Below are 19,574 nucleotides of genomic sequence, written 5' to 3'. Positions count from 1 at the left end.
TCAAGCGCTACATCGTCCGCGAGGTCCACACCGCCCTCCTCGCTGACTTCACCACCCTCAACACCCCTTGACTTCTATAGGAGCATCCCCTCCTTGTCGCGTTGATCATGAGGTTGGCGGCGGTTCCGCCTCCGGTTTGTCGCCGTCAACCTCATGATCGACGGGGTGGGGTGGGAGGTGGGCGGGTGGGTGCGGAGAATGGGGGCGGGGTGTTGGGAGGGAGACTGTGCGGGTGGCGGGTGAGGACGGGCGGGAGTTGCGGGCGGACTGCTCGCGCTGCGCCGGAGTGTGCTGCGTCGCTCCCGCGTTCACCGCGTCGGCCGACTTCGCCATCGACAAGCCCGCCGGGCGGCCCTGCCCGAACCTGGGCGCCGACTTCCGCTGCGGCATCCACACCGAGCTACGGCAACGCGGCTTCCCCGGATGCACCGTGTTCGACTGCTTCGGCGCCGGCCAGCACCTCACGCAGCACACGTTCGCCGGCCGCGACTGGCGGGCCGACCCGGCCACCGCACAGCGCATGTTCGACAGCTTCGCCGTGCTGCGGCCGCTGCACGAACTGCTGTGGTACCTGACCGAGGCGGTACGCCTGGCCCCGCCCGGCCCGCTGCGCGACGAGCTGACCACCGCGCTCGACGAGACCGGCCGGCTCACCGACGCCACTCCCGACGACCTGCTCGCCCTCGACGTCGACGCACACCGGGACCGGGCCAACCGGCTGCTGTCCCGTGCCGCCGACCAGGCCCGCGCCGGGCGGGCCGGGCCGGACCGGCGGGGCGCGACGCTGATCGGGGTGGACCTGCGCCGTACCCCGCTGACCGGGGCGAACCTGCGCGGCGCCTGCCTGATCGGCGCCGACCTGCGGGGCGTACGCCTCGGCGCCGCCGACCTGACCGGCGCGGACCTGCGCGGGGCCGACCTGCGCGGCGCGGACCTGGGCGAGTGCCTGTTCACGCACCAGTCGCAGCTCGACGCTGCCCGCGGCGACCACCGCACGGTCCTGCCGCCGGGCCTGCGCCGCCCGTCCCACTGGTCCCTGACGCTGACCCCGACGCGCCCCCAGCCGCGCCGGCGCCACCCCCGACCCCGACCCCGACCCCGCTGACGCTGAACCCGGCCCGCCCGCGCATCGGCACCCGCACCCGCACAGGGGCGATCAAGGAGTTTGTGTCCGGCTCGGGGCCGGATCGGGACACGAACTCCTTGATCACGGCGAGAAATGGGGCGCGGGTGGGAGGACGGCGAGTGCGGGGGGCGGGTTTGGTGGGGGTGGGGTCGGGTAGGCCGCGCGAACGACTGTTGGCCGAACGGGAGGGGCCCCGGTGGGATATCGGGCACGCGACGGTGCGGAGCCGGTCGACCCGGCACACGCCGAGGACGAGGCCGGGCAGGTGCCGCTGGTGCAGACGGCCGCGGACACCGACGTGCCGGCGCCCGCTCCCGGTGCGCCGAAACCGGACGAGGTGACCGAGGACGACGGATCCGGCATGGCGGGCGGCGCCTCCGGCAGCAGCTCGGGCGGCTCCTCGATGCCGACCCACCCGGACGCGGCCCGCGGACGGGACGCCGCCGGCTGAGCGAGCGCGCGCACTGGCCGGACACCAGGCCACCCGAACGTTTGCCGTCACCCGCTGCGGGCAGGAGTGCGACATGACCAGTGAAGAGTCCTTCGGCCGCGCGGCCGGCGACGAACCCGACGGCGCGACCGCGTACGAGGCGTCCCTGCGCCCGCCGGGCGAATCCCTGCACACCACCGACGACACCGGTGACGACTTCGCCGACCTGCCCGCCGAGGACCGGCGCTCGGCACGCGAGGTCAGCCGGGCCGGTTACGACGTCGATGCGGTCTCCGGCACCGGCGACCCGTCCGAGGAGCCGGAGGAGATCGAGGAGGGCCGGCCGCTGCGCTGACGCGCACGCGGGGTGTCGGCCGGGCCGGCGCCTCGCGCCTCGGTCATGCCCCGGTTCGCCAGCGCGTCGGCGCGCTCGTTCTCCGGGTGCCCGTTGTGGCCCTTCACCCACAGCCACGTCACGTCGTGCCTGGCGCAGGCCGCCTCCAGCGCCTGCCACAGGTCGGCGTTCTTCACCGGCTGCTTCGCGGCGGTCAGCCAGCCGTTGCGCTTCCACGCGTTCAGCCAGCCGGTGATGCCGTTGCGCACGTACGTGCTGTCGGTGTGCAGCCGTACCGTGACCGGGCGGGTCAGGCTCTCCAGCGCCCGGATCGCGGCGGTCAGCTCCATCCGGTTGTTCGTGGTCGGGGTGGCCTCGCCGCCGCACAGTTCCCGCTCGTGCCCGCCCCAGCGCAGCACCGCGCCCCACCCGCCGGGCCCGGGATTGCCGCTGCACGCGCCGTCGGTCCAGATCTCCACGACCCGGCCGGTCTCCGCCTCCGCCATGCCCGGCAACCTACCGGGTACGCGGGCACGCGGGACCACCCGACCCGCCGCGCCCGGCTAGCGTGCCGGGATGACCACTCCCCCGGACTTCGCCACGCTCTGCAACTTCCGTGACCTCGGCGGCCGGCGGACCGGCGACGGCCGCACCGTCGCCCGGGGCCGCCTCTACCGCTCCGACTCGCTGGCCAAGCTCGCCGGTGAGGATCTGGAACGGTTCGCGGCGCTCGGCGTGCGCACCGTGATCGACCTGCGGTATCCGTGGGAGATCGCCGACCGCGGCCGGGCCCCGGAGAGCCTCGGCGTCACCTGGCACAACCTGAGCATCGAGCACCGGCCGTACGTGCAGGCCGACATCGACCCCGACGTGGACCCGTGGCGCTACCTGGCCGACCGGTACGCCGAGGTGGCCGAGGACGGCGTGGCCGAGCTGCGCCGGGCGATCGAGGTGATCGCGGACGGCGAGCACCCGCTGGTGTTCCACTGCGCGTCCGGCAAGGACCGCACCGGGCTGCTCGCCGCGCTGGTGCTGTCCCTGCTCGGCGTGGACGACGACCAGATCGCGGCGGACTTCGCGCTCACCGAGCACGCCACCGACCGCCTGGTGGCCGAGTGGCGGGACCGCAACGGCGGCGCGACGCCTGGTTGGCCCGCGTACGGGCGGGCGCCGGCCGAGATCATCCGGCTGGTGCTGGCCGACCTGCGGGCCGCGCACGGTTCGGTGCACGGGTACGTGACCGGCCGGCTCGGCGTCGGCGAGAAGACGATCGACGCGTTGCGCGCCCGGCTGCTCACCGACGGCACGCACTCGCTGCCCAGCCAGGGCACCACCGGCAGTACGCCGACGCCGGCAGCCCGGTAGAGCACCGCCGGCCGCCGATACCGGGCGCGGTCGCCGTTCCCACGAAAAGCAGACGACGCCGCTGCCACGGTCTGGCACGCTGCGGGATCGTGGACACGCGGTGGGACGGCCTGCGGGCCGAGGTACGGGCGACGATCGGCGAGCTGGTCTCCTCCGGGCGGGAGACCGGTGTGCAGGTGGCCGCCTACCTGGACGGGGTGGCGATCGTCACCGAGCAGGCCGGCCTGGCCGACACCACCACGGGCCGGCCGATGACCGCCGACACGCCCGTGCACGCGGTCTCCACCGGCAAGGGCCTCACCGCCACAGTGGTGCACGTGCTGGCCGAGCGGGGACGCCTCGACTACGACCTGCCGCTCGCCGCGGTGTGGCCGGAGTTCGCCCGGCACGGCAAGGACGGCATCACGCTGCGGCACGTGCTCACCCACACCGCCGGCCTGCCCGCGCTGCCCGCCGACGTCACACCCGAGGACTTCACCGACTGGACGCGCATGTGCGAACTGCTGGCCGACGCGCGTCCGCTGTGGGCGCCGGGCGAGCGGCTCGCGTACCACGCGTGGACGTGGGGCTGGCTGGTCGGCGAGGTGGTCCGGCGGGTCACCGGCGCGCCCATCTCGCGGGTGCTCGCGAACGAGGTGGCCGGGCCGCTCGGCGTGGACCGGGAACTGTTCCTCGGCGTACCGGAGGCGGACCTGCCCCGGCTGGCGCGGCTGGAGGACGCCGGCCTGTCCGCCCTGATGACCTGGGCCGGGGCGAACCTGCCGCACTTCGACGCGGTCGCGCCACCCGGCGTACGGCCGGACACCGTCATCGGCTCCCGCCCCGACGTGCTATGCGCCGACGTGCCGTCGGTCGGCACGATGAGCGCCCGCGCGGTGGCCCGGATGTACGCGGCACTGCTCGGCCCGGTCGACGGGGTACGGCTGATCTCCGCCGAGCGGATGCGGGAGGTGTCCGCCCCGGCGGTACGCGCACAGGAGTGGGTGTTCGGGCAGGAGAGCACGTTCGGGCTCGGGTACGCGGTCGACGACGACGGATCGTTCGGCACCGCGGGTAGCGGCGGGAGCCTCGCGTTCGCGTACCCGGAACTGGGATTGACGGTGGCGGCGGTGCGCAACCGGCTCGGCGCGGGCGACGGCGACCCGATGGAGCAACTGCGGACGCTGGTACGCGACCGCGTCGCCGCAGCGACCGGCCACCGAGGCTAGCGGCGCAGGCGGGCCCGCAACCGCCCGGCCGCGTCGCCGAGCACCGCGCCGGTCATCGGCAGCAGCGGGCTGGACCGCATCACCGCCAGGTCCTCGGCCGGGCTGGTCACGCCGTCGAGGAACCGCAGCACCCGCTCCGGCGGGTTGCGGTCGAACAGCCGCTCGAAGAACTCCACCCCGCCGACGTGCCCGCGATCCAGTGCGCGCAGCGCCACCGCGTCCATCCACAGGTGCCGGCCCGGGTACGCGGGCGCCGGCACCGGCGGACGGCCGGCGGCGAGCGCCAGTGCCACCTGGTCGGCCTGGCGCAGCATCGCGGAGAACGTGAATCCGGTGGACGGCCGGGTCGCCCCACCCGCGGTGCCGAGCCGCACCACGCGCGGGCTCGGGCGGGACTCGAACGGGCCGTCGGTCATCGGGATCACGCCGTCCTCGACCTCCCGCACCCGCAGCGCGGTCAGGTCCAGGCCGAGCAGGTCGGCGTAGCCGCGCAGCGCCGCGTCGTACCCGGCGTCGTCGAGCAGTTCCGGCCCGAACTCGGTGTACTCGACCAGCGCGAACCGGTCGTCGACGGGCAGCACGTACCCGAAGGAGACGCCGCGTTCCGGCTGGGGTGTGCGGAAGTCCATCAGCACCGCCCGCTGCCTGTCGAACGTCGGCCGGTCGGCGGCCAGCCACCAGCCGCGGAAGTGCTGCAACCAGCTGGTACGTCCCGGTCGCTTCGGCCGCCGGGGCCGCGAGTCGAGCACCCACCCGGCCCGCACCAGGTCCCGCCCGTCCGGGTCGCGGACCGTGACCCGCTCACCGTCGTCGTGCAACTCCCCCGCCGGGGCGCTGATCCGGACCGCGTCCAGCCGCCGCTCGGCCGCGGCAGCCCGGTCGTAGACCGGGGCGGAGCGGAGCATGCCGTACCGCAGGGGGTCGAGCGTGAGGACGCGGCGGCCGGCCGGCGTGACCACGTCGACCTGCGACCAGCTCGCGCTCAGCAGCGGGTCGAGGTCGTCGCCGGGCAGGCCCCAGAACGCCCAGGTGCGGTCCTGGCCGCGCTTGTGCACCGGGTCGACCACCGCGACCCGCAGCCCGGTCACGTCGTGGCGGTCCAGCGCGGCCAGGACCAGGGACGCGGCGCCGCCGCCGCCGACCAGCGCGAGGTCGACGTCGACCGGGAAGGAAGCGTGCATCCGGCCACGCTGCCACATCGGCGCAGGCGGCCACCGGCCGACCCGCGCTCAGGCCACCGGCGCGGGCTTCTGCGGGGCCGGCTCGGCGTAGGCGGCGGCCACCGTCGCCCGGTCGAAGACCCGCCACGTCGCGGCGATCACCGCGACCGCCACCACGAAACCCACCCAGTACGGCGCGGTGATGCCGAACCGGGCCGCCACCACCCCGCCGAGCAGCGCGCCGGCACAGTTGCCACCCGCCGCGACGAACAACGTGGTGCTGCCGACCCGGCCCATCAACTCCGGCGGGGTGAGCCGCTGTCGCAGCGAGTTCGCCACGATGTTCCACAGCGCGCTGTGCGCGCCGAACGCGAACAGCGCGAACCCGACCACGGCGGCGCTGCGGGACGCGGCGAGCGCCAGGTGCAGTCCCGCCTCGATCAGCAGCCCGGTCCGCACCGTCCAGGTGGGCGTGATGGCGGCGATCAGCCGGTCCCCCACCAGCGAGCCGAGCACCCCGCCGACCGCCATGCAGGTGAACAACGCGCCGTAGCCGACCGAGCCGAGGCCCAGCCGCTCGGTGGCGAGCAGCACCAGCACCGCCACCGCGGCGGTGAGCGTGACGTTGAGCAGGCCGATCAGCACGGTCATGGTGCGCAGCAGCCGCTGCCGCCACAGCCAGCGGAACCCCTCCGCGACCTCCGCCCGCACCGACCGCCGCTCATCCGGCGCCGGCCCGCCGCGGTACGTCCCGGCGAGCAGCCCGACCAGCACGGCGCTCAGCGCGTACGTGCCGGCGTTGAGGGCGAACGGCAGTGACGCCGCCAGCACGAACAGGAACCCGCCGAGCGGGCCGGCGATCATGTTCTGCATCACCTGGGTGCCGCCGCCCAGCCACCCGTTGGCGCGTTCCAGCATCGAGCGCGGCACCACCGCCGGCAGCACCGCCTGCGCGGCGGTCCGGAACACCACCTCGCCGGTGTTCACCACGAACAGCACCGCGTAGAGCAGCGCGATCCCGGCCCGGTCGGCGAGCATCGCCGCGGCGAGCACGGCGAGCGCGCCGACGCGTACCCAGTCGATCAGCACCATCAGCCGCCGCCGGTCCACCCGGTCGGCGAGCACGCCACCGGGCAGCGCGAACAGCAGCCACGGCAGCCACGACACCGCCGCCCCGGCCGACACCACAAGCGGATCGTCGGTGATCGATGCCACGTACAACGGTGCGGCCACCGTCGCCGTCCCACTCCCCAGCGCGGACAGTGTGCTCGCCGTCCACAGTCGGGCGAAGCGCCCGCCGAGCCGTTCCCCCGTCACGGCGAGGCAACCTACCAGCGCCGACGGTCGCCGCCGACCGGTTTATCCGGGGCGGCGGCTGTTGAGGCGGGCCGCCTGCCGGTTCAGGTGGTCGCGTTCGGCCAGGCTGGACGCCCGGCGGGCCGCCTCCGCGTACAGCCGCGCCGCCGTGTCCGGGTCGCCGTCGCGTTCGTGCAGGTACGCGGCCACCGCCGTGTACCGGGGCAGCGTGTCGTCCAGCGCCGCGAGCGCCGCCAGCCCGGCGCGCGGGCCGTCCGCCTCGCCGACCGCCACCGCCCGGTTGAGCCGGGCGATCGGGCTGCCGGTCAGGCGGACCAGTTCGTCGTACCACTCGACGATCTGCACCCAGTCGGTCTCCGCCGCGGTGGGCGCGTCGGCGTGCAGGGCCGCGATCGCGGCCTGGGCCTGGAACTCGCCCAGCCGGTCCCGGGACAGGGCGGTCTGCAGGATGCCCACGCCCTCGGCGATCAGCGTGGTGTCCCACCGGCGGCGGTCCTGCTCGGCCAGCGGCACCAGGCTGCCGTCGGGCGCGGTCCGTCCGGCCCGGCGGGCGTGGTGCAGCAGCATGAGCGCGAGCAGCCCGGCCACCTCCGGGTGGTCGATCGCGGCGGCGAGCTGCCGGGTGAGCCGGATCGCCTCGGCCGCCAGGTCCACGTCGCCGGAGTAGCCCTCGTTGAACACCAGGTACAGCACCCGCAGCACGGTGGCGACGTCACCGGCCCGGTCGAAGCGGACCCCGGAGACGGTGCGCTTGGCCCGGCTGATCCGCTGCGCCATGGTGGCCTCCGGCACCAGGTACGCCTGCGCGATCTGCCGGGTGGTGAGCCCGCCGACGGCACGCAGCGTCAACGCGACGGCCGACGACGGGCTCAGCGACGGATGCGCGCAGAGGAAGTAGAGCCGCAGCGTGTCGTCCACCGCCGGCACCGGCCCGGGCGGCGGCTCCTCGTCCACGAGGTCCTCACGCCGGCGCCGGGCGGCGTCGGCGCGGACCACGTCCAGGAACCGCCGCCACGCCACCGTCACCAGCCAGCCGCGCGGATCGCGGGGCGGGTCGTCCGGCCAGACACGCAGCGCCTCGACGAGTGCGTCCTGCACGGCGTCCTCGGCCGCCGCGAAGTCGGCTCCGCGGCGGACGAGGACACCGAGAACGCCCGGGATGAGGCTGCGGAGTGCGACCTCGTCCATCGGACGGATCACTCGGTGATGGTCGGCGGCGCGGTCAGGAACGGGCGCAGCTCCAGCCACTCGTGGATCGGCTTGCCGCCCTGCCCGGGCGCGGCCGACAGCTCGGCGGCGAGTTCGAGCGCGCGCTCGTAGCTGTCCACGTCGATCACCATCCAGCCGGCGATGAGGTCCTTCGTCTCGGCGAACGGGCCGTCGGTCACCGGCGGGCGTCCCTCGCCGTCGTAGCGGACGAACGTGCCCTCCGGGGCGAGCGCCTGGCCGTCGACGTACTCGCCGCTCTCCTGGAGCTTCGCCGCGAACTCCTGCATGTAGTGCACGTGCGCGGAGATCTCCTCCGGCGTCCACTTGTCGATCATCGGCATGTCGGACACCGGGGTCGGACCGCCGCGGTAGTGCTTCAGGAGCAGGTACTTCATCTGTGTCTCCTCGTGGAGGGTGCGACCCATTCTGGCCGCGTTCACTCAGGGGACGAAGCCGCCCTGGCGTTCTCGACATCGGTGGCAAAGGAATTTCGGGCGTCACATCGCGCAAGCCATCCTAGGAAGCTGGTTCTGATGGTCCGGGCCGCCTGCCCCCGTCGCGGCGGTCCGGACCAGCCAGCGGATCGCCGGCCGTCAGCGGGCGGCGGTCCGGCGCAGGCCGGTGATCAGCACCGCGCCCGCGACCAGGTGCAACACCACAAGCGTCAGCGTCGCCGCACGCCCCACTCCCCCGCCCAGCGGCCCGAGCAGGGACACCAGCAGCACCAGGCCCGCGACCACCGTCCAGGCCGTCCGGGCGCGGGCGGTGAGCCGCTCCAGCAGGGCCAGCAGCACCCAGCCGGCCAGCCCGGCGAGCAGCGTGCTCACCGCCACCGCCACCGGCGTCACCCGCTGGTCCGTCGAGCCGCTGCGCGCGATCAGGTCCACCCCGGCGACCGGTACCGCGACCACCCATCCCAGCAGCGCGGCGACGGTCGCCGCGAACACCGTGAGCAGGCGGTCCCGGCGGCGGTTCGGGCGGGTGGCGACGGTCGGGATCGTGGTCTCCATCGGTGACTCCTCCACATCGGGACGACTGCCGGAAACGCTAGGTCCGGCGGGCCGCCGCGCGGATCGGGCCGCGGAGCGGTTCCCGGCTCCGTCGCTGGACCGACCACCGGCGCGGATCTCCGTCTGGCGACCGATGAGAAGCGGTGGACCGGCGGCCTAGCATCCGGACATGAGGTGCGCGTCCCGGTCCCGGTTCCTGCTGCTGCTCGACGGCGGCATCGCCACCGCGAGCCTCGCCGTGTGCCTGCTCGCGCTGCTGGCCTCCGACGCCGGCCCGGACACGACCGGCGCGACCGCCGTCGCGGTCGGCCTCGCCGTGGCGCAGGCGAGCTGTCTGCTGTGGATCCGGCGCCACCCGGGGTACGCCGTCGGCGTCGCCGCGCTGGCCGGCGTCGGCCTGGAGGCGCTCTGCCCGCAACTCGGCTGGCTCGGGCTGGTCGCCATCCCGATGGCGTACGTGACCCGGCTGCGCCCGCCCCGGTACTCGCTCGTCGCGCTCGGGCTGCTGCTGGCGCCCACGCCGTGGAAGCTGGTCACCGGCGGCTGGCGGGACCTGCTGCTGGCGGTGACCGCGCTGGGCCTGAGCTGGACGCTCGGCGAACTGCAACGGGGCCAGGCGCAACGGCGCTGCGCGTGGGAACGGCAGGTGCTGGCGGCCGAGCGGGAACGCATCTCCCGGGAACTGCACGACGTGGTGGCGCACCACGTCGCGGTCATCGCGGTGCAGGCCGCCGCCGCCGAGGACGTGTTTGACGAGCACCCGGCGCAGGCCCGCGCCGCGCTCGCCGCGATCGACACGGCGGCCCGGTCGGCGCTGACCGAACTGCGGGCCATGCTGCACGCGCTCGCCGTCGACGACGGCTCCGAGCAGGGCGGGCCACAGCCGGGGCTGGCGCAGCTCGACGCGCTCGCCGACGCCGTACGGGCGGTTGGCCTGCCGGTGACGCTGCACCGGGAGGGCGACGGCGAGGCGCTACCCGGCGGGGTGCAACTGTCGGCGTACCGGATCGTGCAGGAGTCACTGACGAACGCGCTGCGCCACGGGCACGCCACCCGCGCCGACGTCGACGTCCACTACCGCGACGGCGTACTGCGGCTGGAGGTCGTCAACGACGGCCCGGCGCCCGCCCGCCGGCCCGGTACGCCCACCGGGCGCGGCATCGTCGGCATGCGGGAGCGGGCCCGGCTGCTCGGCGGCACGCTCGACGCCGGCCCGCTGCCGGCCGGCGGGTTCCGGGTCCACGCGCGACTGCCGGTCGGAGCGGGCCGGTGACCGTGCGGGTGGTGGTCGCCGACGACCAGGAACTGATCCGCGCCGGGCTGCGCACAGTCCTCGACGCGCGGCCCGACCTGAGTGTGGTCGGCGAGGCCGCCGACGGCGTCGAGGCGGTCGCGGTGGCGACCCGGACGAGGCCGGACGTGGTGCTGATGGACGTGCGGATGCCCCGGCGCGACGGCATCGCCGCCACCCGCGACCTGGTGGCCGCCGGCAACCCGGCCAAGGTGGTCATGCTGACCACCTTCGACCTGGACGAACACGTCTACGCCGCGTTGCGCGCCGGGGCCAGCGCGTTCCTGCTCAAGGACACCCGCCCGGCCGACCTCGCCGAGGCGGTACGCGTGGTGGCGCGCGGCGAGGCCCTGCTCGCGCCCACAGTGACCCGGCGGCTGCTGGACCGGTACGCCGACCGGCTGCCCGCGCCCGCGCCCACCGGCGACGCCCTCGCCGTGCTGACCGCCCGCGAGCGGGAGGTGCTGACACTCACCGCGCGGGCACTGTCCAATGCGGAGATCGCCGCCCGGCTGCACCTGAGCACCGCCACCGTGAAGACCCACGTCTCGGCGATCCTCACCAAGCTGGGCCTGCGCGACCGGATCCAGGCGGTGGTCCTCGCGTACGACACCGGACTGGTCCGGCCGGAGCCGCCGGCCCGGTAGGCGCCGAACCGGACAGCGGACCCAGACGCGGCCAACCGTGACGGCTCGCCGTCCGGCCTGGCCCGGCATGTCCGCCGTCTCGTGGCGGCAGGGAGCACACCGGACGGCAACGAAGATTTCTCAATTACCCCCAGTGACCGCCGCAACCCTCCTAGTGTTGGCCACACCGGTGCTCGTCACGGAGTTGGCCACCCGAACGACGTCCCACGCCTACAGCGGACGAAAAGTGAGGGAAGACGCGGATGAAGGCACAGTCATTTCTCGGATCGGCGGCGTTCGGCGTGGGCCTCGGCGCACTGCTGCTCCCGGCCGCCGCGCTGGCGGACACCAGAGTCTCACCCGCCACCACCCCGGTCGGCGGCACCGTCGTGCTGACCACGACGTGCAACCCGAACGCCGGTGACGCGATCTTCCGGGTCACCGGCCCGGACCGGGACCAGAACGTCCGGTCCACCACTGCGGCCGCGGGCGGTGGCCTGAGCGCCGAACTGTTCACCGCCGGGTTCACGCTCGGCACGTACACCGTCGCCACCACCTGCGGCGACGGCAGCGACGGCGGCAGCGCCACGTTCACCGTCACGCCGATCGGCGGCGCGCAGGCCGGTGGCGGCGGGCGCGACGGCGACACCGGGGTGCTGATCGCCGGTGGCGTGCTGGCCGCCGGGGCGCTCGCCGGAGGCGCGTACGCGGTCATCCGCCGGCGCCGCGCGGACGCCGTCGCCTGACCGGCTCGCCGAGCGGTCCGCCCGCGCCGGATGCTCCGGCGCGGGCGCCGCGTCCCCGTCGAACGGAGGTGGGATGCTGTCGGAGTCGCAGCGCCGGTCGCGCCTGCACACCGCCGTCCTGGTCACCGCCGTCACCGTCGCCGCCGCCACCGGGACCGGACTGGTCTCGGCCGGGCTCGGCACCACGTCGGCGTCACCACCGCAGCCCGGCGTCTCCGCCGCGCCCGCCACCGAACGACCGGGTACGGCAGGCCCGGCGCTGCCCCGGTCCACGCCGGTGCGGATCACCGTCCCGCGCATCGGCGTCGACGCCGAGATCGTCCCGGTCGCCACCGACGCGGACGGCGCGCTCGAGGTGCCGCCGCTGGAACGCCCGGAGGTCACCGGCTGGTACCACCCCGGCCCCGCCCCCGGCCAGGCCGGCAACGCGGTGCTGGTCGGGCACGTCGACTCGCAGCACGGCCCGGCGGTCTTCTTCGACCTCGGCCGGCTGCGCGGCGGCGACACGATCCGGGTGCTGCGGGCCGACGGCCGGACCGCGACGTTCACTGTGGACGGCGTCGGGGCGTACCCGAAGGAGCGCTTCCCCACCGCGCGGGTCTACGGCGGCGACGCGGCGGCGCGGCTGCGGTTGATCACGTGTGGCGGGCGGTTCGACCCGCGGACCGGCAGCTACCCGGACAACATCGTCGTCTTCGCCACCGCGACCCGGTGACGCTCAGTCCGCCAGGTCGGCCAGTTCCGCGCCGAGCAGTTCCGCCAGCAGCTCCACCCGGCCCGGGTCGTTGTCGGCGGTGATGTTCCGGCTGGGCATCTCGACGGTCATCAGCAGGTAGAGATACAGCCGGTAGAGCCCGAGCCGCCGCCGCGCCCCGTCGTCGAGCGGGAACGGCGCCGCCGCCCGGTAGGCGCGTACCAGCGGGTCGTCCGGCTCGTCCTCGGCGCGGCGGAACAGCAGCGGCGACACGAGGTCCATCAGCGGATCGCCCCACAGGTACCGTTCGCCGTCGACCAGGCCGGTGAGCCGGGGTGTGCCGTCCGGCCCGTCGACGGCGAGCACGTTGCCGGCCCAGCCGTCGAAGTGCAGCAGCGCCGGGCGGCGTACCGCGTCGAGCACTGCCGCGTGCCCCGCCACCAGCTCCCGGATCCGGGACGCGGGCACCGGCAGCGGCACCGCCCAGTCATCGGCGTCGGCGAGCATGTCGTCCACCATGGCCGTGTAGGCGTCCCGCCACGTCGCGCCGGAGGCCCGGTCGCCGTCGTAGCCGTACCGCTCGCCGGTGACCGTGTGCAGCGCGGCGAGCGCGCGGCCGAACTCGGCGCGCAGCGGCCCGACGTCCGCGCCGGCCCGGCTCAGGTCCCAGAGGGTACGACCCGGTAGCCGCGCCATGAGCAGCCAGTCGCCCAGCTCGGGGTCGGTGCCGTGGTGCAGCAGCGCCGGCGTCGGCACCTCCGGTGCGCGGTCGGCCACCAGGCGCAGGTAGTGCGCCTCCGCGCCGATCATGTCCCGCTCGTAGCGCAGCAACGGCACGTGCGGCGGCGGACCGACCTTGAGCACCACGTCGCGGCCGTCGGTGAGGCGTACCTGCCAGACGGCGGCGAACCCGCCCCCGGTCAGCGGCCCGCAGTCGGCCACCTCGGCACCGGATCCGAGCGAGGCGATGAGGTAGCGGCGGACCTGTCCCGGGTCGAGATCACGCTGAGTCGGGCTCACGCTCATGGTCCGGGGAGCGTACCGGGTTGCGGTGTAAGGAAGGGCCCCCTGTTAACGCCTCCGGTAGGGGAAGGGCCCTCTGTTAACACCTCCCCGGCGCTTGGAAGAATCGTGGCATGGCGAGACGGGGCGAACGTCCGGCGACCTGCCCGTGCGGCACCGGCCGGCCGTACGCGGACTGCTGCGCCCCGGTCCACCGGGGCGAGGCGACGGCGGCGACCGCGGAGGCGCTGATGCGGTCCCGGTTCAGCGCGTTCGCGCTCGGCGACGCCGCCTACCTGCGGCACAGCTGGCACTCCAGCACCCGGCCCGACCGGCTGGAGCTGGAGCCGGGCACCCGCTGGACCCGGCTGGAGATCGTGGAGACCGGGCAGGGCGGCCTGTTCGACAGCGCCGGTACGGTCCGGTTCCGGGCGCACTACCGCGAGGGCGGCCGGGCGGGTGTGCTGGCCGAGCACAGCCGCTTCGCCCGCGAGGACGGCCGCTGGGTCTACGTCGACGCGCTGCCCGAGTGACGCCGCCCCCGGCTCCGACGTCGGCGGCGGGTGTTAACAAGGGGCCCTTCCTCTACCGGAGGCGTTAATAAGGGGCCCTTCCTTACACCTAGGCGGGGCGTGGGGTGGGCTGGGCCAGCTCGGCGATCTCCCGGGGCAGCTGGGACAACGCCCGGTTGAACTGGGCCGGCCCGATCACCCGGTGCAGCGCCTGCAACACCGCCCGCGCGCCGCGCTCGGCGTCGGACGGGGTAGCGCCGGAGCGCTCGGCGACCCGGCGCAGGAACTCGTCGTACCCGAAGGCCTCGGGGTCTTCGACCCGGGCGCGTGCCAGCAGCGGACGCAGCTCGTGCGCGACGTGCGCGGACAGGTCGTCGGCCTCGCCGCCGCTGATCCGTTCGGCGAGCGTGCGCAGCGTCGCCTCGGTCAGCGCGCGGGCCGTCTCGACCGGTACGCCGGCGCGGGCGGACACCCGCGCGTAGAACTCCGGTTCGGTCATCGTCCGTCCTCCCGTCGCAACGGCAGCGTGGCTACCCGCCGCCGGTCTCGGCAAACACCGCCGGCCCCGGCGAACAGGCGCTCAGGCCAGGGCCCGCGCCGCCGAGACGATCGCGCCGACGCCGATGCCGGCCCGGTCGAACTGCTGGGCGGGGGTGCCGGAACCGGGCAGCCCGCGTACCGCAAGGTGGTTGACCCGGGCCGGTTCGCCCAGGTCGGCGAGCGCCTCCAGCACCGCCGAGCCCAACCCGCCCTCCGGGTAGTGGTCCTCGACCACGACGAGCCGCCCGCCGGTCTCCACGACGGTCTCGGCCAGGCGCTGCCGGTCCACCGGCTTGATCGAGTACAGGTCGATCACCCGGGCGTCGATGCCCTCGCGGGTCAGTTCGTCGGCGGCGGCGAGGCACAGGTGCACCGTCACGCCGGTGCCGAGCAGCGCCACGTCCCCGCCGTCGCGCACCATCCGGCTGCCGCCGATCGGGAACGGCTCGGCGTCGTCGTAGAGCACCGGGTACTTGCCGCGCGTCGTCCGCAGGTAGCTGACCCCCGGGTGGTCGGGCATCTGGGCGACGAGGGCCGCGCAGGAGACCGCGTCGGCCGGGCAGAGCACCGTGGAGCCGGGCACCGCGCGCAGCGCCGCGATGTCCTCCAGCCCCATCTGGGACGGGCCGTCCGCGCCGATCTCCACCCCGGCGTGCGACCCGACCAGCGCGATGTCGGCGCGGGACACCCCGGCCATCCGGATGAAGTCGTAGGCCCGGGACCAGAACGCGGCGAACGTCGCCGCGAACGGCCGGTAGCCGCGCACCGCCAGGCCCACCGCCGCGGCGGCGAGCTGCTGTTCGGCGATGAACATCTGGAAGAACCGATCCGGGTACGCGGTGGCGAAGCTCTCCGCCCGGGTGGAGTCGCTGACCTCGCCGTCGAGCGCGACCACGTCGGGCCGGGCGGCGCCGAGGGCGCGCAGCGCGTCACCGTACGCGTCCCGCGTGGCGACCTTCGCGCCACGGGAGTACCGCGGCAGTTCCGGCTGTCCGTGCTCGGCCGGGGCGGTGCGCGGCGCGGCGGGGGGTTTCGGTCCGGCGACCCGGATGCGCCGGGGGCCGCCGAGCGCCCGCACGGCCCGGTCGGCCAGTTCCGGGTCGAACGGCTTGCCGTGCCAGGCCGGGTCGTTCTCCACCTCGGGCACGCCCTTGCCCTTGACCGTGCGGGCCAGCACCACTGCCGGTCCGGTGGCGTCGCGTGCCTGCCCGTACGCCTCGTCGATCGCGCCCGGGTCGTGGCCGTCGACGACTATCGCCTGGCAGCCGAACGCCTCGACGCGCCGCCGGTAGGTGTCCAGGTCCCACTCCAGTTCGGTGGGGCCGCGCTGGCCGAACCGGTTGACGTCCACGATCGTGGTGAGGTTGCGCAGCCCGTAGTGGCCGGCCTTGTCCAGCGCCTCCCAGACCGATCCCTCGGCGGTCTCGCTGTCGCCGCAGAGCACCCAGACGTGCGCGGGCGACCGGTCGAGGTACTGGGCGGCGAGCGCCACCCCGACGCCGACCGGCAGGCCCTGCCCGAGCGAGCCGGTGGCGACGTCCACCCAGGGCAGCACCGGCGTGGGGTGGCCCTGCAGGCGCGACCCGGATCGCCGGTACGTCTCCAGCAGCTCCTGCTCGCTGATCGCGCCGGTGGCGCGGAACACCGCGTACAGCAGTGGGGAGGCGTGCCCCTTGGAGAAGATCAGGTGGTCGTTGCCGGGGTTGCCCGGGTAGGACCAGTCGTAGCGCAGGTGCCGGGCGACGAGCACGGCGAGCAGGTCGGCGGCGGACAGGCTGGACGTGGGATGCCCGGAGCCGGCCATCGTGCTGCACCTGATCGCGTCCACCCGTAGCTGGGCGGCCAGGTCCGCCAGCCCGGTCAGCTCCTCGTCGCGCAGCGTGCGCTCTGCTTCCAACGTCACCGCGATCGTCTCCCGGGGTCGCCGAATTCCCGGACCAACGCTAGGCCGCGAACACGACTATTGGTCCCCTTTCTGGCGATTCACGCTCGACCGGTGAGCAGCCAGAGCGCCACCAGCAGGTACGGCAGCACCGCGACCGCGAAGGCAGCCGGGTTGCCCACCGCACCGGCGAGCAGCCCGTACCCCGCGTAGAAGGCGACGATGGTCAGGTCGGTGGCCATTCCGGCGAGCGAGGTGACGGTGGCCCGGGCCGACCCGGTGATCCGGGCCTGGAGCCGCACGTCGGCGAGCACGGTGGCCAACTGGAACGCGGCGAACGCGGCAGCCAGCAGCACGAACCCCGCCGGGTGCCGCAGCAGCGCACCGGCGGCGGTCGCCGCTGCCGCGAACACCAGCAGGCCGGCGTACCCGCGGTGGGACAGCCGCTCGCCCAGCGGCGCGAGCAGCCCGCCCACGGTCATCCCGGCCCACACCAGCAGGAGCAGCAGCGGTACGCCCACCTCGGCCATGCCGATGTCGGCGGCCAGCAGCCCGGTGTACTCGTCGAGCCCACCCCAGATCGCGGTGACGGCCGCGACCAGCAGCACGGCGGCGCGGACGCGTCGGTCGGCGCGCACCTCGCGCAGGCCCAGGCGCAGGCTGTCCAGCCAGCCGGGCTCGTCCTCGCCCGGCCCCTCCCCCGGCGCGGCACTCGCGCGCGGCCCGTACGGCTCGCCCGGGACCGGCGCGGACGGTGGTCGGCGGTGTTCCGGGAAGCGGGCCGCGACAGCCGCCGCCAGCAGGCACGTGGCCACGCTCGCCACGCCGACCGCGAGGTAGCCGCCGAGCGCGTACACCGGCCCGGCGAGCACCCCGGATCCGACCGCGCCGAGCACCTCGGCGGTGCGGGTCCGGCCGATCAGCCGGGCGTACCTGTCGGCCGCGCCGAGGCGTTCCAGCTCGGTGAAGACCAGCGCCTCCAGCGCCCCGGAGCGCAGCGCGCCACCGGCGCCCCAGAGCAGGAAGCCGACGGCGAACGCCGGATAGGACGGCAGCAGCACCCAGAGTGCGAACCCGGCGGCGGCCAGCAGCGGCGCCAGGCAGAGCAGCAGGCGGCGCGACACCGCGTCGGCCCACACGCCGGAGGGCACCTCCAGCACGATGCCGGTGGCCGCCCAGAGTACGAACAGCGAGGAGATCTGCCCGACCGACAACCCGGTGTCGGCGAACAGCAGCACGTAGAGCGGGTAGAGCAGGACGAGGTCGGTGAGGAACGCGTACCCGTAGAGCGTCGCCGCCAGACGGCGGGTCGCTGGTACGCGGGCAGGAGCGACGAGCATGGAACCTTCCCACGGGACGTGACGGACACCGGTCGGAATGCACGGCGTCCGCGGCGGCCCGCGGCCTCGTCGCTCAGGAAGGCATCAACATCGCCAGGTCATGCCGGGATCCTATCCGCCGCGACGCGTCCCGGTTGTCCCCCGGCGGGCACGAGATCGGGGCGGGACCGTGCGGTCCCGCCCCGATTCGTCGCTGCTGTCGGGTCAGCGGCGGAACTTCTCCACGTCGGCCTGCGGGATGACCATGGTGGCCTCGCTGTCCGCGGCCTGCTCGGCGGTCGGCTGACGCGGCGTGGTCGGCTGGGTGCGGTCGGAGTCCGCGTACGCCGGGATGTGCTGCGTGGCCTCCGCGCCCGCCGGCGAGGGCACCGGCTCGGTGACATCCGCGCCGGCGGTGGCCGGGTAGGCCGGGACCGGCTGCGTGCGGTCCGCCTCGGCGTCGCGGCTCACCGGCTGGGTCAGCTCGGAGTCCGCGTACGGGCCGGTGGCGGCCAGGCGGGCCTCGACGTCACGACGGCCGGCCTGGTACGCGCGGGCGTGCGTGGCGATGGTCCGCGACTCCTCCTCGGCCCGGGTCAGCCAGTTCTCCCAGCGGCTCTGCATCGGCCGGACCAGCCCGCCGCCGACGCCGACGACCAGGATGCCGCCGACGGTGGCGAGCACCGCGATCAGCACCGGGGTGGTGACTGTGGTGGCGACGCCGATCTGGTTGAGCGCGGCGATGACGCCGAGGCCCAGGATGAACACGGAGGCGAGGTTCGCCAGCACCCGGCCGTACGAGAGGCCGCCGAGCGCGCTGGAGATGATGTCCTTCACCGCGCGGGCGATGGCCGCGGCGACCACCACGATGACGATGGCGACGAACGCCCGGGGCAGCCAGGCGATCACACCGGCGATCAGGTCGGAGATGGGGTTCGGGCCCCAGATGCCGAACGCGAGCTGCAGCGTCACCAGCAGCACGCCGTAGTAGGCCAGCTTCGCGACGATGTCGCTGGCGTCGTACTTCGAGCGGGCCAGCGCGGTCTTGATCCCGCCGCGCTCGACGGCCCGGTCGAAGTGGACCCGCTCCAGGACCTTGTCCACGAGCTTCAGCACGGCCTTGGCGATCAGCCAGCCGACGATCAGGATCGCGACGAACGCGACCGCCTTGGGCAGGAACAGCATCACCGAACGGAACGCGTCGCCCACCGCGTCCCCGAAGTTGTCTCTCATCGAAGGGCCTCCACGTACGTGGTCCAGGTCTGTTCGGGTGGGGCTACCCGGACCCGCGCGCGGGGAAACGCGGTCAGCCGCCGGGACAGCGGTAGACGACCCGGGTGCCGGCCTGCGCCGTCGACGGTTCGATGATGTTGACGGTGGCGATCCCGGTGGTCGTGCCGGCCCCGGTGAACGTCCACTTCAGGGTGAGAGCCGCCGTGTGCTGCCCGCTGCCGACCCGCTCGGTGAGCACGGCGCCGGGCGGCGCGTCGGAGCGGAACCACTGGTACCTGATCGTCCCGCCGCGCCCGTTGGTGCGCACGGTGGCCACCACGTCGACTGTCACGTCGCAGGCGACACCCGCAGGCCGGGGCACCGCCATGGTGACCCCCTCGACCTCCAGCGGGCGCAGCCGCTGCCACAGATAGAGGCCGACAGTCAGCAGCAGCACCACGGTGAGCAGCGTGGACAGCACCGAGACGACGCGACGCCAGACCGGACGCGGGCGGACCGGGGGCGCGGTGGGCCAGGGCGGCGCGGGCGGCGGCGTCGCCGGCACGCCCGGCCCGAAGCGCAGCTCACCGC

General features: G+C 74.7%; 21 protein-coding genes and 1 pseudogene. 10 read left to right on the top strand and 12 right to left on the bottom strand.

All coding sequences use genetic code 11. From position 1 onward, the window contains the following. Positions 1–232: 232 nt before the first annotated feature. The 3 genes from AC2CHG_RS21055 (at position 233) to AC2CHG_RS21045 (ending at position 1,911) form a co-directional block, all read left to right on the top strand. Complete coding sequence (locus AC2CHG_RS21055; RefSeq protein WP_484525403.1) at positions 233–1,105, top strand: pentapeptide repeat-containing protein; 873 nt, start codon at positions 233–235, stop codon at positions 1,103–1,105. Positions 1,106–1,322: 217 nt separating this feature from the next. After that, positions 1,323–1,577 (top strand): preprotein translocase YidC, encoded by a 255-nt coding sequence (locus AC2CHG_RS21050; RefSeq protein ID WP_262011560.1) that lies wholly within the window; start codon positions 1,323–1,325, stop codon positions 1,575–1,577. Between the two features lie 73 nt (positions 1,578–1,650). Beyond that, positions 1,651–1,911, top strand: a complete 261-nt coding sequence (locus AC2CHG_RS21045; RefSeq protein WP_013286433.1) for a hypothetical protein — start codon at positions 1,651–1,653, stop codon at positions 1,909–1,911. On the opposite strand, the gene rnhA is transcribed toward AC2CHG_RS21045, so the two are convergent. Continuing rightward, positions 1,830–2,396, bottom strand: coding sequence for a ribonuclease HI (rnhA, locus tag AC2CHG_RS21040; protein WP_262011561.1), 567 nt, complete (start codon positions 2,394–2,396; stop codon positions 1,830–1,832). The genes AC2CHG_RS21045 and rnhA overlap by 82 nt on opposite strands. 70 nt (positions 2,397–2,466) lie before the next feature. Between rnhA and AC2CHG_RS21035 the strand changes: the two genes are divergently transcribed. Both AC2CHG_RS21035 and AC2CHG_RS21030 read left to right on the top strand, forming a co-directional pair. Further along, positions 2,467–3,255, top strand: a complete 789-nt coding sequence (locus AC2CHG_RS21035) for a tyrosine-protein phosphatase (protein ID WP_484525402.1) — start codon at positions 2,467–2,469, stop codon at positions 3,253–3,255. Between the two features lie 89 nt (positions 3,256–3,344). Continuing rightward, positions 3,345–4,463 (top strand): serine hydrolase domain-containing protein, encoded by a 1,119-nt coding sequence (locus AC2CHG_RS21030; protein ID WP_484525401.1) that lies wholly within the window; start codon positions 3,345–3,347, stop codon positions 4,461–4,463. Here AC2CHG_RS21030 and AC2CHG_RS21025 read toward each other — a convergent pair. The 5 genes from AC2CHG_RS21025 to AC2CHG_RS21005 form a co-directional block, all read right to left on the bottom strand. After that, positions 4,460–5,644, bottom strand: coding sequence for a lycopene cyclase family protein (locus AC2CHG_RS21025; protein WP_463839591.1), 1,185 nt, complete (start codon positions 5,642–5,644; stop codon positions 4,460–4,462). The two genes, AC2CHG_RS21030 and AC2CHG_RS21025, sit on opposite strands and share 4 nt — an antisense overlap. 48 nt (positions 5,645–5,692) lie before the next feature. After that, positions 5,693–6,940: an MFS transporter gene (locus AC2CHG_RS21020; protein ID WP_484525400.1), complete on the bottom strand. Its 1,248-nt coding sequence runs from the start codon at positions 6,938–6,940 to the stop codon at positions 5,693–5,695. Positions 6,941–6,982: 42 nt separating this feature from the next. After that, on the bottom strand, positions 6,983–8,128 hold the full coding sequence (locus AC2CHG_RS21015; RefSeq protein ID WP_484525404.1) for an RNA polymerase sigma factor: 1,146 nt from the start codon (positions 8,126–8,128) through the stop codon (positions 6,983–6,985). 8 nt (positions 8,129–8,136) lie between these two features. Beyond that, positions 8,137–8,544, bottom strand: coding sequence for a YciI family protein (locus AC2CHG_RS21010; RefSeq protein ID WP_013286440.1), 408 nt, complete (start codon positions 8,542–8,544; stop codon positions 8,137–8,139). 198 nt (positions 8,545–8,742) lie between these two features. Then, positions 8,743–9,159 carry a DUF6069 family protein gene (locus tag AC2CHG_RS21005; protein ID WP_484525399.1) on the bottom strand — a complete coding sequence of 139 codons (417 nt, stop codon included), beginning with the start codon at positions 9,157–9,159 and terminating at the stop codon, positions 8,743–8,745. 169 nt (positions 9,160–9,328) lie between these two features. Here AC2CHG_RS21005 and AC2CHG_RS21000 point away from each other — a divergent pair, with 169 nt between their 5' ends. From AC2CHG_RS21000 to AC2CHG_RS20985, 4 genes are all read left to right on the top strand, one after another. Next, entirely contained in the window at positions 9,329–10,432 is a 1,104-nt protein-coding gene (locus AC2CHG_RS21000; RefSeq protein ID WP_484525398.1) for a sensor histidine kinase, read from the top strand. Further along, entirely contained in the window at positions 10,429–11,097 is a 669-nt protein-coding gene (locus AC2CHG_RS20995; protein WP_355508714.1) for a response regulator, read from the top strand. The genes AC2CHG_RS21000 and AC2CHG_RS20995 overlap by 4 nt, the downstream gene beginning before the upstream one ends. Positions 11,098–11,339: 242 nt before the next feature. Next, a complete protein-coding gene (locus AC2CHG_RS20990) occupies positions 11,340–11,822 on the top strand; it encodes a hypothetical protein (RefSeq protein ID WP_194799418.1) in 483 nt (160 codons plus the stop codon). 73 nt (positions 11,823–11,895) lie between these two features. Beyond that, entirely contained in the window at positions 11,896–12,537 is a 642-nt protein-coding gene (locus AC2CHG_RS20985; RefSeq protein WP_262011569.1) for a class F sortase, read from the top strand. Between the two features lie 3 nt (positions 12,538–12,540). Here the strand turns inward: AC2CHG_RS20985 and AC2CHG_RS20980 are convergent, their stop codons facing one another. Beyond that, positions 12,541–13,542: a phosphotransferase family protein gene (locus AC2CHG_RS20980; RefSeq protein WP_484525397.1), complete on the bottom strand. Its 1,002-nt coding sequence runs from the start codon at positions 13,540–13,542 to the stop codon at positions 12,541–12,543. A 110-nt stretch (positions 13,543–13,652) separates the two neighbouring features. On the opposite strand from AC2CHG_RS20980, the gene AC2CHG_RS20975 reads away from it, so the two are divergent. Continuing rightward, positions 13,653–14,051, top strand: coding sequence for a YchJ family protein (locus tag AC2CHG_RS20975; protein WP_262011571.1), 399 nt, complete (start codon positions 13,653–13,655; stop codon positions 14,049–14,051). Positions 14,052–14,139: 88 nt separating this feature from the next. Here AC2CHG_RS20975 and AC2CHG_RS20970 read toward each other — a convergent pair whose 3' ends face one another. The 5 genes and pseudogenes from AC2CHG_RS20970 to AC2CHG_RS20950 form a co-directional block, all read right to left on the bottom strand. Next, positions 14,140–14,529, bottom strand: a complete 390-nt coding sequence (locus AC2CHG_RS20970; protein ID WP_484525396.1) for a DUF2267 domain-containing protein — start codon at positions 14,527–14,529, stop codon at positions 14,140–14,142. An 81-nt stretch (positions 14,530–14,610) separates the two neighbouring features. Beyond that, positions 14,611–16,473, bottom strand: a complete 1,863-nt coding sequence (locus AC2CHG_RS20965; RefSeq protein WP_262011573.1) for a transketolase — start codon at positions 16,471–16,473, stop codon at positions 14,611–14,613. Between the two features lie 80 nt (positions 16,474–16,553). After that, complete coding sequence (locus tag AC2CHG_RS20960) at positions 16,554–17,792, bottom strand: MFS transporter (protein WP_357210867.1); 1,239 nt, start codon at positions 17,790–17,792, stop codon at positions 16,554–16,556. Between the two features lie 204 nt (positions 17,793–17,996). Then, the gene (locus AC2CHG_RS20955) at positions 17,997–19,004 is read right to left on the bottom strand and encodes a mechanosensitive ion channel family protein (RefSeq protein WP_262011575.1); all 1,008 of its coding nucleotides are present in this window, start codon (positions 19,002–19,004) and stop codon (positions 17,997–17,999) included. A gap of 73 nt (positions 19,005–19,077) precedes the next feature. Then, positions 19,078–19,574 (bottom strand): annotated as a pseudogene (locus AC2CHG_RS20950) (hypothetical protein); the annotation flags it as partial.

This window comes from Micromonospora sp. ATLC20 (genome assembly GCF_057196585.1).
The sequence above is the reverse complement of the archived record's forward strand: the minus strand, read 5'-3'. Positions and strand labels throughout refer to the sequence as shown.

Excerpts from the sequence above, each read along its gene's own strand:
- AC2CHG_RS21045 (WP_013286433.1), top strand. The coding sequence starts at position 1,651 with ATGACCAGTGAAGAGTCCTTCGGCCGCGCGGCCGGCGACGAACCCGAC.
- rnhA (WP_262011561.1), bottom strand. The coding sequence starts at position 2,396 with ATGGCGGAGGCGGAGACCGGCCGGGTCGTGGAGATCTGGACCGACGGC.
- AC2CHG_RS21035 (WP_484525402.1), top strand. The coding sequence starts at position 2,467 with ATGACCACTCCCCCGGACTTCGCCACGCTCTGCAACTTCCGTGACCTC.
- AC2CHG_RS21025 (WP_463839591.1), bottom strand. The coding sequence starts at position 5,644 with ATGCACGCTTCCTTCCCGGTCGACGTCGACCTCGCGCTGGTCGGCGGC.
- AC2CHG_RS21015 (WP_484525404.1), bottom strand. The coding sequence starts at position 8,128 with ATGGACGAGGTCGCACTCCGCAGCCTCATCCCGGGCGTTCTCGGTGTC.
- AC2CHG_RS21010 (WP_013286440.1), bottom strand. The coding sequence starts at position 8,544 with ATGAAGTACCTGCTCCTGAAGCACTACCGCGGCGGTCCGACCCCGGTG.
- AC2CHG_RS21005 (WP_484525399.1), bottom strand. The coding sequence starts at position 9,159 with ATGGAGACCACGATCCCGACCGTCGCCACCCGCCCGAACCGCCGCCGG.
- AC2CHG_RS21000 (WP_484525398.1), top strand. The coding sequence starts at position 9,329 with ATGAGGTGCGCGTCCCGGTCCCGGTTCCTGCTGCTGCTCGACGGCGGC.
- AC2CHG_RS20990 (WP_194799418.1), top strand. The coding sequence starts at position 11,340 with ATGAAGGCACAGTCATTTCTCGGATCGGCGGCGTTCGGCGTGGGCCTC.
- AC2CHG_RS20985 (WP_262011569.1), top strand. The coding sequence starts at position 11,896 with ATGCTGTCGGAGTCGCAGCGCCGGTCGCGCCTGCACACCGCCGTCCTG.
- AC2CHG_RS20980 (WP_484525397.1), bottom strand. The coding sequence starts at position 13,542 with ATGAGCGTGAGCCCGACTCAGCGTGATCTCGACCCGGGACAGGTCCGC.
- AC2CHG_RS20975 (WP_262011571.1), top strand. The coding sequence starts at position 13,653 with ATGGCGAGACGGGGCGAACGTCCGGCGACCTGCCCGTGCGGCACCGGC.
- AC2CHG_RS20970 (WP_484525396.1), bottom strand. The coding sequence starts at position 14,529 with ATGACCGAACCGGAGTTCTACGCGCGGGTGTCCGCCCGCGCCGGCGTA.
- AC2CHG_RS20960 (WP_357210867.1), bottom strand. The coding sequence starts at position 17,792 with ATGCTCGTCGCTCCTGCCCGCGTACCAGCGACCCGCCGTCTGGCGGCG.
- AC2CHG_RS20955 (WP_262011575.1), bottom strand. The coding sequence starts at position 19,004 with ATGAGAGACAACTTCGGGGACGCGGTGGGCGACGCGTTCCGTTCGGTG.